The following is a 13,518-nucleotide window of genomic DNA, read 5'->3' as shown; positions in this document are numbered from 1 at the left end:
TTTTCAGCCCATGCTCTCCAGGCGGACGAGCACTGACATGAGTCGCGATCAAGGGCATCATGGCGCATTGATGCACGATAATGGTGCATATTTTAGTGCAAGTCCATTTTGTATGCACCGAGTGGGTGCATGGGGAAGACCCGCAGGCGAAAGCACCAGAAACGGGCATACCACGCTCAGGCAAGGAACTCCATTTGCAGCTCGTTCAGGAAGCGCCAGCCGTGCGGCGTGGCGCGGATCCGGTCGAGTCCGGGCTCGAGCAGGCCGCGTTCGACGGCGCGGCGCATGGCCGGCAGGAGGGCCATCAACGACAGGCCGGTCCGCTCGATGAACAATCCACCTTCGACCCCCTCGCGCAGCCGCAAGGCATTGAGCATGAACTCGAACCCCAGATCGTCATGGCTGAGCTCACGTCGTTCGACCACGTGTCGGCTCGTCCCTTCGATCGCCCGCTGCATCCAGGCCTCCGGCATGCGCGCCCGCGCCTGACGCACGATGCGATCCTGAAAGGAAATCTTGGAATGCGCCCCGGGACCGATTCCCAGGTAATCGCCGAACCGCCAGTAATTCAGGTTGTGCTGACAGGCCTGATGCGCCCGCGCATAGGCCGAGACCTCATACCGGTCATATCCCGCCTGCTGAATGAGTTCCGCCACCCGGTCCTGCATGGCCGCGCCCAGTTCATCGTCGGGCACCCGGGGCGGGTATTTGGCAAAGACCGTGTTGGGCTCCAGCGTCAGGTGGTACAGCGACAGGTGCCCCGTGCCGAAGCTCAGCGCCTCACGCACATCGCGCTCGCATTCGGCCAGGGTCTGTTCCGGCAGCGCGAACATCACATCCAGATTGACTCGGTCCACGGCGCGCTGAGCCATCTCGATGGCCGCGCGCGCCTGAGCGGCATCGTGAATGCGGCCCAGGCGCCGCAGCTTGTCGTCGTCGAAACTCTGAATGCCCAGCGAAATCCGGTTCACGCCGGCCTGGGCATAGCCTTGAAAACGGGCGGCCTCGGCCGTGCCCGGATTGGCTTCCAGGGTGATCTCGACATCGGGCGGCAGGTTCAGATAGGCCCGGAACAGGCCGATGATCCGGTCGATGGCCTGCGCCGACAGCAGGCTGGGCGTGCCGCCGCCAAAGAACACTGTCGAAACCGGCCGCCCCCAGACATCGGGCACGGCCTGTTCCAGATCGGCCTGCAGAGCCTGCAAATAGGCCTCCTCAGGCAGTTCACCGCTGCGTTCGTGCGAATTGAAATCGCAATACGGACATTTGTGCACACACCAGGGCACATGCACATACAGCGACAACGGCGGCAGCGCGGCCAGGCCGGGCTTGCCGCGCACACCAGGTCGGCCGTCACCTTCTCGTTCAGGCAGGGGGACAGGCACCAGTCGCTTCATCACAGGCCCCTACGCGTTGTGTTCCTGGTCAAATTCGCTCCGCAACGCCTGCAGCAGTCCCCGCAGGGCGCGCGCGCGATGACTGAGCATGTTTTTTTGCGCCAGCGGCAGTTCGGCCGCCGTCATGCCCAGGTCGGGCAGGTAGAAATACGGGTCATAGCCGAAACCGTTGGCGCCCCGGGGCACTTGCAGGATCTCGCCCTCCCAGGAGCCCTCGACCACGATGGGACGAGGATCGTCGGCGCTGCGGACATAGACCAGCACCGCGACATAGCTGCCGCGCCGGTCGGCGCTGTCGGCCATTTCGGCCACCAGCCTGGCATTGTTGGCCGCATCCGAACGCGTGCCGTCCGGGGCCTGGGCATAGCGCGCAGAATTCACCCCGGGCGCGCCGCCCAGCGCTGGCACACACAGCCCTGAATCGTCGGCCAGCGCGGGCAGGCCTGTCGCACGGCTGGCATGACGCGCCTTGGCCAGCGCATTTTCCACGAAGGTACAGAAAGGCTCCGGCGCCTCGGAGACGCCCAGCGCGCTTTGCGGCACCATGTCGATGCCCGCCACCGACAGGCTGGCAGAAAATTCCTTGAGTTTGCCGGGATTGCCCGAGGCCAGCACGACGCGCTTCATGAGGCCTCCAGTGCCTGCGCCTGCGACCGGATCAATGTCCGGATGCCGTCTGTCGCCAGGTCCAGCAGGCGGTTCAATTCATCACGACGGAAACTGCCGCCCTCGCCCGTGCCCTGGACTTCGACGAAATCCCCGGCGCCGGTCATCACTACATTCATGTCGGTGTCGCAGGCAGCGTCTTCCGGATAGTCCAGATCCAGAACCGGCCGGCCATTCACGATGCCGACCGAAACGGCGGCCACCTGGCCCCGCAGCGGGTCCGCCGTCAACTGACCGCTTGCCCTCAGGCCACGCACCGCGAGCGCTGCCGCCAGCCAGGCGCCCGTGATGCTGGCGCACCGGGTGCCGCCGTCGGCCTGCAGCACATCGCAATCCAGATGCAGCGTGCGCTCGCCCAGCGCCTGCAAGTCGAACACCGCGCGCAGGCTGCGACCGATCAGGCGCTGGATCTCCTGTGTGCGGCCGCTCTGTTTGCCCCGGGCCGCCTCGCGCTCGCCCCGGGTGTGCGTGGCGCGCGGCAACATGCCGTATTCGGCCGTCACCCAGCCCTGCCCCCGCCCTTTCAGAAAAGGAGGCACCTTGTCGAGCACGCTGGCATTGCACAGCACGCGGGTCTCACCCATGCAGGCCAGCACGGAACCTTCGGCATGGCATGTATAACCGGTCAGCAGTTCGATGCGGCGCAGTTCGGCCGGCTGGCGGCCGGACGGCCGCGCGGACGCGGGGTCGGGAGTCGGGGGGATCGTCATGAAGAAAGTTCCTGCCATGCGGCCATGAGCGGCCAGACTACAATAAGGCCTTATTGTAGATAAACGCCGACGAGACTGCCCCATGATCCGCAGCATGACCGCTTTTGGCTCCGCCAGACTGGATTCCGACGCCGGCTCGGTCAGCGCCGAGATCCGCAGCGTCAACAATCGTTTTCTGGACCTGAACCTGCGGATTCCCGAGGATCTGCGTTTTGCCGAATCCCGCGTGCGCAACCTGATCGGTCGCCATGCCCTGCGCGGCAAGATCGAACTCAAGCTCAGCTTCGCCGCCGTCGACCACGAAGCACTGCGGCCCATTGATGGCGAAGCCGTGCGCGCGCTGGCCGAACAGCTGCAGTGGGCGCGCCGGTTCATCCCCGACCTGCCCGCACCGGCGCTGGCCGAGCTGCCGCGCGAAGGCGTGATGCGCCGCGATCTGGACCCCGACGTCTGGCTGCCGCTGTGCGAACAGGCCTGCACGCAGGCCCTGGAAGAATTCAGCGCCGCCCGGCAGCGCGAAGGCGCCCGGCTGGCGCAGACCATGCTGGCCATGGCCGACGAAATCTCAACCATTGTCGCCCGGGTGGACGTGGCGTTGCCGACCCTGGTCGAGCAGCACCAGGAGCGTGTCGCCCAGCGCCTGCGCGAGGCCCTGGAAGCCATCAGCCCCGAGGGCTTTGCCGCCATCAGCGGCCCCGAGCTCACGGCCCGTATCGCCCAGGAGGCCAGCCTGTTCGGCCTGCGGGTGGATGTGGCCGAGGAACTCACCCGGTTGCGATCGCACCTGCAGGAGCTGCACCAGATCCTGTCGGGCACCCACACCTCCTCGCCCCGCGGCGGCAGCGGCAAGCGCCTGGATTTCCTGTTCCAGGAAATGAACCGTGAAGCCAACACGCTGGGCTCCAAGGCCGCCGCCCTTTCGGTCACCCAGGCGGCCATCGACCTGAAACTGCTGATCGAACAGATGCGGGAGCAGGCGCAAAATATCGAGTGATGCGCGAGGAGGGCTGGGTGAGTTGGTTCGTATGCGCAACCGATCCCTGCACCTTGCCTACACGATGCGGCCAGGCGCGCCGGACCGCACGTCGCAGCAACCTCTCAAACAAGGGGAAATCCCTATTTTGTTGCCACCTTGACTCAAGTTAAGGCAACGCCTTTGAAAAGGATAATCAAACTTTACCTGATCGATTTACTCGGGTTTTCTTTCTTAAGAAATCACTTTAGAAGTAAATTCTTTGAATAATTATATAATTCATTGAATATAAATATATTTTCTACGATCGAACCTTACTGTTCATAAAGCAATTTCAAGCATATTGTCTTTCTGCATCGCATCAAATCAAACCATCGTTTGATGTCTCTATCGTTTATAGGGAATCAATCGTATCCCTCATCCCGAATGATGGTTTGACCACTCCGCCCTCTCTCCGCTCCTAGACTGATTCTGCCATCCACAACCTGGAGGGGAATCCATCATGGCGCAACGTATCATCGACAGCGTGCTGTCGGCCCTGGCGGCCCTGGTCAGCGTCCTGCTGTCCTGGCCTTACTGGCGGGATTTCAAGTACTGGCCGGAATCCCATGTCATGTGGTGGCTGTACATCGGCCTCGGCTACCTCCTGGCCGTTTATGTGTTCTATGTCTTTCTGGGCAGCCTGCGCACCCTGTTCCTGCATGACGAACAGGCGCGGCCCGAGGCATCCTCGGGCGATGACCTGGCACGGGAGAAGCAATCATGAGCTGCCTGAACGGAACCGACTGTCACGAAACCGCCAAACGCCGCACGGCACTGGCCGTGCTGGCGCTGATGATGGCGATCTTCTTGCTCCTGTCCGCCTGGTCGTTCCTGCCCTCGCGCGGTCAGGCCGAGCCCGAGGAAATCCAGTACGGCGGCGCGGGCGCTGTGGAGGGCAAACGCGTCTTTCAGGCCTACAACTGCATGGGCTGTCACACCATCGTCGGCAACGGCGCCTATTTCGGCCCCGACCTGACACGCATCTACGCTGATGCCGGCGCCTCATGGCTGGCCGCCTTCCTGCCCTCGGCGGGCGGCTGGCCCACGGCCGCTGCGGTGCGGGTTCAATTGCAGAACGCCGCCGCCAAGAAAGACGCCGGCACGGCCGACCTGCAAGCCTATCTGCAGCGCTATCCAGGCGCGGCCGAGCGGCTTGAAAAACGCGGCGGACAGCACTCGCTGATGCCCAATCTGCCGCTCAGCGCCCGCGAGATCACGGCCCTGATCGCCTTTTTGAAATACGCCTCTGCCATGAACACGGAGGGCTGGCCGCCCAAGCCGCGCGAAGACCGGCGCATTCCCGCGCAGTTCCTGCAAAAGGCCAGCGCGCCAGCGCCTGCCAGCCAGATCATGGCAGCCGCCGTGCCATCGGCGGCCCCCGCGCCGGCGGCACAGGCGCAGGACATCGTGGCGCTGGGCAGGAAGCTGGTCACCGAGCTGGGCTGCGTGGCCTGTCACGCGACCGACCAGAAACGCACCGTGGGACCGGGCTGGGGCGGTCTGGCGGGACATGAGGTCGAGCTGGCCGACGGCACCACCGTCACGGCAGACGAGGCCTATCTGGTCCGCTCGATCCGTCAACCCGATGACCAGATCGTCAAAGGCTATCCGCCCCACGTCATGCCGTCCTACGACGCGCTGATCGACGAGGCCGACATGAAGGCCATCGTGGCCTATCTGCGCAGTCTGTGAAAAGGAAGCCATCATGATCAAGATCGACTACCAATCGCAGCGCCTGAGCCTGCGTTTTTTCCTGCTGATGCTGGTGCTGTTCGGATTCCAGGTCCTGTTCGGCCTGCTGATCGCCGTGCAGCACGTGGATCCGAACCTGCTTGCAGGCATCCTCAATTTCAACGTCATGCGCGCCGAGCACACCAACCTCGGCATTCTGTGGATCCTGTCGGGGTTCATCGGCACCATTCTGTTCGTCGGCCCCTTGCTGTCGCACCGCGAGCTGGCTGCGCCGGGATTGATCCGGTTCCTGTTCTGGGCCCTGCTGGCCGTCACGCTGTGGAATGTCGCCACGCAATCCCTGGCGGCGACCGGCAATGCCGGGTGGTGGCTGGGCCAGCCCTGGCTCGAGGAGGGCCTGGAATATCTGGAAGCCGGCCGCGCTGCCGATATCGTGATTTTCATCGGCTTCGCCATCCTGGCCTGGGTAGTGCTGCGGACCTTCCCGCCGCGCCGGGAGTGGAATGAAATCCACTGGGGGCTGGCCATCGGCGTCAGCGCCCTGACGTTTGTCTGGCTGTTCGGCGTGTTCTTCGTCGATCGCCTCGACCTGCAGGAATACTTCCGCTGGTACGTGGTCCACTACTGGGTCGAAGGCGTCTGGGAAGTCATCCACATCAGTCTGGTGGGCTTCCTGCTGGTGCTGATGTTCAAGGCGGACGTCAAGGCCGTGGGTTATGCCGTGTTCTGGGGCGTTGCGATGGTCTGGCTGTCGGGTCTGATCGGCAATGCCCATCATTACTTCTGGATCGGCACGCCGGAATTCTGGCAGTTCTGGGGATCGCTGTTCAGCGCGCTGGAACCCCTGCCTCTGGTGTTCTGCTTCTGGCACATCTATCTGGATGCCCATCAGGACCGCCGTCCGCTGGAAAACGCCCCCGCCTTCTATTTCATCCTGGGATCGGTCGTGCTCGAACAGGTTGGCGCGGGCATCCTGGGATTCACCATGACCTTTGCACTGACCAACGTCTGGTCGCACGGCACCTGGGTCACCCCCAGCCATGCGCACCTGGCGCTGTTCGGCACCTTCGGCATGCTGGGGATCGCCTCGGCCTACTATGCGATCCCCCTGCTGCGCGGCGTCAAGTATTTCGACCAGCGGCTGGGGCGAATTGCATTCTGGATGGTATTCACCGGCATGCTGGGCATTGCCTTCGCCTTCGCGATCGGCGGCACGATCCAGGTCTTCCTGTACCGCGCCATGGGGCTGAGCTGGTTCGGCGGCCAGGTTTTCCCCGCCATGCAGTTCTACAAGGTGCTGGTACCGATATTCGGCCTGGTATTCATGGTGGGCGCCGGCCTGCTGATCTACGACCTGATGACGCTGGGGCTGCGCGCCCGCACCGCCCCGGTGCAGCGGGAGTCCCGCCAGACGGGCGATCCGGGCCGCTGGCGGCGTACGCTGCGCGGCACCGAGGCCGGGCTGTGGCTGACAGGCATGTGGGTGTTCGGCGCCTTCATCACGCTGGGCCTGCTCAGTTTCAACCTGGACACGGTCGCCAAGGGGGATCCGACCATTCCCTACGTCCTGGCCGGACTGGGATATCCGGGCCTGCTGCTGATCACGCTGCTGTTCGTCTGGCGTTTCCTGGCTTCGCTCGAAGCCCGGGCAAGCATCGAGCCGGCCCCGGCCCCCGAACGCGGGGCCGGGGCGGTCGATCAGGCGGTCCGGGCCTGAGACGGCTGGCGCAAAGCGGCCTGACGCACCAGCCAGGTCGCCAGCAGGAATGGCGCAGTCAAGGGCGGCAGTGCCAGCCACTGGAAACCGCGCATCAGGCCCAGGCTGAGCACCACGCCCAGGCACGGCCACCCCCATCGGCCTGGGCGGATCGCGCGCAGCGCCTCGGCGGTCAGGACGGCGTTATAGCCATACAGTCCCAGCAGGGACGCGTCGACGGGGAATTGCGCCAGCATGGCGACCAGCAGGCACAGGCCCGAAGCCAGGACGGCAGACAGGGCCGCGCGAGGTGCGCCCAGCGCCAGCCCCAACAGGCACAGGGCGCCGGCCCAGGGATCGTCCAGGAACATCACTTGGCCGACACCGCGCAGCAACCCCAGGATCTCGGACCCACTGCCCCCAGGATCAGCCGCGCCAGCCGCCGCGGCCTGAGGCAGCCCCAGATGGGTCGTTGCCGCCATCAACAGCCAGATCACAAGGACAAACGGCGCCGTGTAGGGCGGCCAGGCGCACCATCGACGCAAGGCCCAGGCCATCCAGCTCGCCAGACAGGCCAGCGGCGTCACCAGGGACCAGGCCAGTGGCCCGGAAGGCAGGACCAGCAGGATGCCGAGCCCGGTCAACGCGCCATTGTAGCCATTCAGCCCCGCACGGCTGCCGGCAGCATCCCCCATGGAGATCCCCAGCACCGTGCCTGCCAGCGCACCCAGCAGGCAAGCGCCCGCCAGCGCCCAGGACTGCCAGGCCACGGCCACCCACAGCACCGCCCCCGCCCGGGCGCTGGGCAGCAGATAGACCTGGCCGATACCGCGCAACAGCATGCGGCCAAACGCAATGGCGAACGGATCGCGCATCCACAGGGACATGACGGTGACCTGATGTCTGAATCGAACGGATCGAATGAGGTTCGGGCCCGGAACGAAGCCCGAGTTGCGATCGTACAGCGGGAACGGGGCCGGCGCATGTCCGGCACAGGCGTACAATCCTTTGGATGTCAACATCCGACCCATCATGAAAAACGCACTCGCCACGGCGCCGTCCGGCGCGGCGCCATCGGAACCCGGTGTCGCTTTCCCCGTTCTCGGGGCCATCAGTCTGACGCACCTGCTCAACGACATGATGCAGTCGGTGCTGCTGGCGATCTACCCGGTGTTGCAGGGCCGTTTCGATCTCAGCTTCGCCCAGGTCGGCATCATCACCCTGGCCTTCCAGTTTTCTTCTTCGCTGCTGCAACCGTTCATCGGCCATTTCACGGACCGCCGTCCACTGCCCTATTCCCTGCCGATCGGCATGGGCTTCACCTGTTGCGGCCTGCTGCTGCTGTCGCAGGCCTGGAATTTCCCCCTGGTGGTGCTGGCTGCCACGCTGGTGGGGGCCGGATCCTCGGTCTTCCATCCGGAATCGTCGCGGGTCGCGCGCATGGCCTCGGCCGGTCATCATGGTCTGGCCCAGTCGATCTTCCAGGTAGGCGGCAATATCGGCTCGTCGATCGGGCCCCTGCTGGCCGCCCTGCTGATCGTGCCTTACGGCCAGGGCAGCGTGGCCTGGGTATCCGTGGCTGCGCTCATCGGCATCTGCATCCTGCTCGGCGTCAGCCGCTGGTATGCGGCCAACCTGTCCGGCGTACGCGGCCGCTCGTCGCTGAGCAAAACCGACAATGGCCTGTCGCCACGCGAGGTACGCAGCGCCGTGCTCATCCTGATGCTGCTCATCTTCAGCAAGTATTTCTATCTGGCCGGACTGAACAGCTATTTCACCTTTTTCCTGATCGACCGCTTCGGTCTGGGCATTCAGCAGGCGCAATACTCGCTGTTCGTGTTTCTGGTCGGCGTGGCTACCGGTACCCTGGCGGGCGGTCCCATCGGTGACCGCATCGGCCGCAAACGCGTGATCTGGGGCTCGATCCTGGGGGCGGCACCGTTCTCGCTGGCCCTGCCCTACGCCAACCTGCACTGGACGCTGATCCTGGTGTTCTGCGCCGGATTCATGATCGCCTCGGCGTTCCCCGCCATTGTCGTCTACGCCCAGGAACTCATGCCCGGCAAGACCGGAACCGTCTCCGGCCTGTTTTTCGGCTTCGCCTTCGGCATGGGCGGCATCGGCGCCGCCGCGCTGGGCCGGCTGGCCGACGCGACCAGCATCGCTTTCGTCTATCACCTGTGCGCCTTCCTGCCTTTGCTGGGTTTGGCGGCCTTCTTCCTGCCCGACACGCGTCGACGCGCCGCATGAGTCCGCCCGCTCCCCGCAAGGCCGCCTGGCTCACGGCGGCTTGCCTGTTGCTGCTGGCCGCCAATCTGCGGCCCCTGTTCCCCAGCACGGCCATCCTGCTGCCCGAGCTGATCCAGGCCCTGAACCTGAACGGCGCGCAGGCCGGCTACCTGACCACCCTGCCCGTGCTGTGCATGGGACTGTTCGCACCGCTGGCACCCCGTCTGGCCCGGCGCACAGGCATTGAACGCACCCTGCTGCTGGTACTTGCGCTGATCGTGATCGGCACGGCATTGCGCGGTACGCTGGGCGTATCGGGCCTGTTCCTGGGCACCGGCCTGGCAGGCGCGGGGATCGCGCTGGGCAACGTGCTGCTGCCCAGTCTGGTGAAACGCGATTTCCCCGCCCGGGCGGCGCTGATGACCGGCCTCTATACCATGAGCCTGGTCGGCGGCGCCGCGCTGGCGGCCGCCATCACATTGCCCCTGACCCGGGCCCTGGGCGAACGCTGGGATCTGGGCCTGGCGCTCTGGGCCATTCCGGGAATCACCGCGCTGGCGGCCTGGGCGCCGATTGCCCTGCGCACGCCCGCCCGACCGGCCGGGGGCCGTCATATTCTGCCGGTCGAAGGCCTGTGGCGCGACGGCCTGGCCCGTGCCGTCACCCTGTTCATGGGGCTGCAATCGGCGCTGGCCTATTGCGTGCTGGGCTGGATGGCGCCGATATTGCGCGATCGCGGCCTGGGCGGCACCGAGTCCGGTCTGGCGACCTCTCTGTCGATCCTGATGCAGGTCGCCGCCTGCCTGCTGACGCCCATGTTCGCCTCACGCTGCCGCGACCAGCGGGGCCTGGCCGTCTTTCTGGCGACCGCCGCCACTCTGGCCCTGATCGGCATGATCCTGGGACCGCGCTGGAGCATCTGGCCGCTGGCCGTCGTCCAGGGTATCGGCCAGGGGGGGCTGTTCGCGCTGGCCGTCCTGTTGATCGTGCTGCGGTCCGGCGATGCCCATGTCGCCGCCCACCTGTCCAGCATGTCGCAGACCGCAGGCTACCTGCTGGCCGCGGCCGGTCCGCTGTTGATCGGAGTCCTGCATGACAGGGCCGGCAATTTCCGCACCTCGACCGGGCTGCTGATCGTGCTCGGGGTCTGCACGGCGCTGGCCGGCTGGCGGGCGGGCCGCAATGCGCTGGTCCGCGCCACGGTCATCCGGGAGCCGGCCTCTTGAAAACCATGACGGCCCCGGCGCGGGAAAAGCGCGAGGGCCGTCGATCTGCCCGGTGGACGCTGTCGCATCCGGAGCGGAATCAGAGTTCCGCGCGCGAGAACACCAGCGTTGCGTTGGTGCCGCCAAAGCCGAAGCTGTTGGACAGCGCCGTCTCGATGCGGGTCTGCGGCAGGGTTTCGCGCAGGATGTTCATGCCCTCGGCCGCCGGATCGAGCGTCTCGATGTTGGCCGAAGCGGCGACAAACCCGTGTTCCATCATCAGCAGGGTATAGACCGCCTCGTTCACGCCCGCCGCGCCCAGCGCGTGGCCGGACAAGGACTTGGTGGATGCGATCAAGGGCTGTGTTTCGCCGAAGACCTCGCGGATGGCTTCGAGTTCCTTGATGTCGCCCACGGGCGTGCTGGTGCCGTGGGTATTGATATAGTCGACATGCGTGGTCACGTCGGCCAGCGCCTGACGCATGCAGCGCGCGGCCCCCTCGCCCGAGGGCGCCACCATGTCATAGCCGTCGGAGGTCGCGCCATAGCCGACGATCTCGGCCAGAATGCGCGCGCCGCGCGCCTTGGCGTGCTCGTATTCCTCGACCACCAGGATGCCGCCACCGCCCGAGATGACAAACCCGTCGCGGTCCGCGTCGTACGTGCGCGAGGCGTGATCCGGCATGTCGTTGTAGCGCACGGAAAGCGCGCCCATGGCGTCGAACATGAAGGACAGCGACCAGTGTTCTTCTTCGGCGCCGCCGGCAAAGACGATGTCCTGCTTGCCCAGCTGGATCTGCTCGACCGCATTGCCGATGCAATGGGCGCTGGTGGAGCACGCCGAACTGATGGAGTAATTCACCCCCTTGATCTGGGCGCCGGTGGCCAGGCAGGCGGACACACCGCTGGCCATGGCCTTGGTGACCATATAAGGGCCGACGCGGCGCACGCCTTTTTCGCGCAGCGTCTGAATGCCATCATGGATGGAAGAATGCGAAGCGCCGCCGGCGCCGACGATCAGGCCGGTGCGCGGATTGGACACCTGATCCGGTGTCAGCCCTGCGTCCTGGATGGCTTCCTGCATGGCCAGCCAGGCGTAGGCATGACCATTGGCCATGAAACGGTTGAGTTTGCGGTCGATGAGGCTGAGCGCATCCAGGTGCACCGAACCCGCCACATGGGAGCGCAGTCCCTGTTCGGCGTATTCGGGTTGGAACGTGATGCCCGAGCGCCCATGGCGCAGGCTGTCGAGGACCTCGGACTGGTTGTTGCCCAGGCTGGACACGATGCCCATGCCGGTAACGACGACACGACGCATGTCGAACCTCCTAGAAATTGTCCGTACGGGTGAACAGGCCGACGCGCAGGTCATGCGCCACGTAGATCTCGTGACCATCGACCTCCATGCGGGCATCGGCGATGCCCATCACCAGCTTGCGCATCATGACGCGTTTCATGTCGATGGTGTAGCGGACCAGCTTGCCGGTCGGCAGCACCTGGCCGGTGAATTTGACCTCGCCCACGCCCAGGGCGCGGCCCCGGCCCTTGCCACCGCAGCAACCCAGGAAAAAACCCACCAGCTGCCACATGGCATCCAGACCCAGACAGCCCGGCATCACCGGATCGCCCTGGAAATGGCAATCGAAAAACCACAGGTCGGGATGGATGTCGAGCTCGGCCACGATCTGGCCTTTGTCATGCGCACCGCCCTTGTCATCGATATGCGTGATCCGGTCGAGCATCAACATGGGGGGCAACGGCAGCTGGGCATTGCCAGGTCCAAAGAGTTCCCCGCGCCCGCACGTCAACAATTCGTCGTAGCTATAGCTATTCTTTTCCATGATGCTCCGTCTGAGGTCTCCGGCTCGGCGGCCATTGCGGGCGCAAGCGCCCTATAAACCAGGTAAGCTGATTAGTATAACCCGATCCCTTTTCAGCCGATGGGGGACCGCACGGAGAACGAAGGGACGGTCCGGCGGGCGCCTGCAATCAGTCCACGACTCATCGGTCATGCGCAGCACCCTCACCGATTCAGGATACGATTGGAAAACTCCTGTTGAATTCAAGATCATGTGCATTGCTTATCTGTCCTTGGGGCACCCCGACTGGCCTGTGCTGATCGCCGCCAATCGCGACGAATTCCATGCGCGTCCGACGCAGGCCGCCGCCCCCTGGCCGAACGCCAGGCACCTGATCGCCGGTCGCGACCTGCAAGGCGGCGGCACCTGGCTGGGCATGACCGCCTCGCGCCATGCGCTGCTGACCAACTACCGGGAGCCGGGCCATCCCGTGCCGCCCGGCGCTTCTTCGCGCGGATGGCTGGTGCGCGATTTTCTACTGAGCGAAGCGCCCCCCGAGGACTGGATCGCCGTCCTGGCCGCCCGGGCGAACGCGTGGGCCGGGTTCAACCTGATCGTGGGCGATGCCCGGCGGACCTGGTATCTGAGCAACCGGGATCCCGCCTGCGCGCCCCGCGCGCTCGGGCCTGGCCGCTACGTGCTGTCAAACCACCTGCTCGACACCCCCTGGCCCAAGGCCGCGCGCCTGCGCGCCTCGCTGGACGCCCTGACGCCCGAGACATGGGCCTCGGCGCCGGAACAGGTGTTCGAACGACTGCGCGACATCACGCCGGCCGAAGACGCACAACTGCCGGTCACCGGTCTTTCCCTGGCGCTCGAGCGTCTGCTGAGCAGTCCCTTCATCATCAGTCCCGACTATGGCACCCGGTGCTCGACGGTGCTGACCCGCGCCGCCGACGGTCGCATGCTGCTGTGCGAGCAGACTTATGATGCTGCGGGACACGCGCGTGAACGGCATGACTGGCGGCTGTCACCATCGAATCTGGCGTCCCGGGCCGCGCCGGCGGCCTCGGCGCACGCGTTAAAATAGGATTTTCATGCATGACAGG

At 65.3% G+C, this 13,518-nt stretch carries 13 protein-coding genes; 7 read left to right on the top strand and 6 right to left on the bottom strand.

The window, feature by feature from the left end; all coding sequences use genetic code 11:
* Positions 1-176: 176 nt before the first annotated feature.
* From hemW to rph, 3 genes are read right to left on the bottom strand one after another with little or no spacing between them, the layout of a single operon-like run.
* Positions 177-1,388, bottom strand: coding sequence for a radical SAM family heme chaperone HemW (gene hemW, locus ACK5JE_RS08360; protein ID WP_416801411.1), 1,212 nt, complete (start codon positions 1,386-1,388; stop codon positions 177-179).
* Between the two features lie 18 nt (positions 1,389-1,406).
* On the bottom strand, positions 1,407-2,024 hold the full coding sequence (gene rdgB / locus ACK5JE_RS08355; protein WP_416801239.1) for an RdgB/HAM1 family non-canonical purine NTP pyrophosphatase: 618 nt from the start codon (positions 2,022-2,024) through the stop codon (positions 1,407-1,409).
* Positions 2,021-2,773, bottom strand: a complete 753-nt coding sequence (gene rph / locus ACK5JE_RS08350; RefSeq protein ID WP_416801238.1) for a ribonuclease PH — start codon at positions 2,771-2,773, stop codon at positions 2,021-2,023. Before rph ends, rdgB begins: the two co-directional genes overlap by 4 nt.
* Before the next feature lie 82 nt (positions 2,774-2,855).
* Between rph and ACK5JE_RS08345 the strand changes: the two genes are divergently transcribed.
* The 4 genes from ACK5JE_RS08345 (at position 2,856) to ACK5JE_RS08330 (ending at position 7,197) form a co-directional block, all read left to right on the top strand.
* Entirely contained in the window at positions 2,856-3,767 is a 912-nt protein-coding gene (locus ACK5JE_RS08345; RefSeq protein ID WP_416801237.1) for a YicC/YloC family endoribonuclease, read from the top strand.
* Positions 3,768-4,248: 481 nt separating this feature from the next.
* Positions 4,249-4,512, top strand: coding sequence for a hypothetical protein (locus ACK5JE_RS08340; protein ID WP_416801236.1), 264 nt, complete (start codon positions 4,249-4,251; stop codon positions 4,510-4,512).
* Positions 4,509-5,480, top strand: coding sequence for a c-type cytochrome (locus ACK5JE_RS08335; protein WP_416801235.1), 972 nt, complete (start codon positions 4,509-4,511; stop codon positions 5,478-5,480). The genes ACK5JE_RS08340 and ACK5JE_RS08335 overlap by 4 nt, the downstream gene beginning before the upstream one ends.
* 13 nt (positions 5,481-5,493) lie before the next feature.
* A complete protein-coding gene (locus ACK5JE_RS08330; protein ID WP_416801234.1) occupies positions 5,494-7,197 on the top strand; it encodes a cbb3-type cytochrome c oxidase subunit I in 1,704 nt (567 codons plus the stop codon).
* Here the strand turns inward: ACK5JE_RS08330 and ACK5JE_RS08325 are convergent.
* The gene (locus ACK5JE_RS08325) at positions 7,179-8,063 is read right to left on the bottom strand and encodes an urea transporter (protein WP_416801233.1); all 885 of its coding nucleotides are present in this window, start codon (positions 8,061-8,063) and stop codon (positions 7,179-7,181) included. The genes ACK5JE_RS08330 and ACK5JE_RS08325 overlap by 19 nt on opposite strands.
* A 145-nt stretch (positions 8,064-8,208) precedes the next feature.
* Between ACK5JE_RS08325 and ACK5JE_RS08320 the strand changes: the two genes are divergently transcribed.
* Together ACK5JE_RS08320 and ACK5JE_RS08315 are read left to right on the top strand one after the other, a co-directional pair.
* Positions 8,209-9,426, top strand: coding sequence for an MFS transporter (locus ACK5JE_RS08320; protein ID WP_416801232.1), 1,218 nt, complete (start codon positions 8,209-8,211; stop codon positions 9,424-9,426).
* On the top strand, positions 9,423-10,631 hold the full coding sequence (locus ACK5JE_RS08315; RefSeq protein ID WP_416801231.1) for a CynX/NimT family MFS transporter: 1,209 nt from the start codon (positions 9,423-9,425) through the stop codon (positions 10,629-10,631). Before ACK5JE_RS08320 ends, ACK5JE_RS08315 begins: the two co-directional genes overlap by 4 nt.
* 79 nt (positions 10,632-10,710) lie before the next feature.
* Here ACK5JE_RS08315 and fabB read toward each other — a convergent pair whose 3' ends face one another.
* Together fabB and fabA are read right to left on the bottom strand one after the other, a co-directional pair.
* Positions 10,711-11,928: a beta-ketoacyl-ACP synthase I gene (gene fabB / locus ACK5JE_RS08310; protein ID WP_416801230.1), complete on the bottom strand. Its 1,218-nt coding sequence runs from the start codon at positions 11,926-11,928 to the stop codon at positions 10,711-10,713.
* A gap of 10 nt (positions 11,929-11,938) precedes the next feature.
* Positions 11,939-12,454, bottom strand: coding sequence for a 3-hydroxyacyl-[acyl-carrier-protein] dehydratase FabA (gene fabA, locus ACK5JE_RS08305; protein WP_416801410.1), 516 nt, complete (start codon positions 12,452-12,454; stop codon positions 11,939-11,941).
* 226 nt (positions 12,455-12,680) lie between these two features.
* Here fabA and ACK5JE_RS08300 point away from each other — a divergent pair, with 226 nt between their 5' ends.
* Positions 12,681-13,499, top strand: a complete 819-nt coding sequence (locus tag ACK5JE_RS08300; RefSeq protein WP_416801229.1) for an NRDE family protein — start codon at positions 12,681-12,683, stop codon at positions 13,497-13,499.
* Positions 13,500-13,518 lie beyond the last annotated feature (19 nt).

Origin of the sequence: Castellaniella sp. (assembly GCF_047971665.1) — a bacterium.
GTDB lineage: Bacteria > Pseudomonadota > Gammaproteobacteria > Burkholderiales > Burkholderiaceae_B > Castellaniella.
The sequence above is the reverse complement of the archived record's forward strand: the minus strand, read 5'-3'. Positions and strand labels throughout refer to the sequence as shown.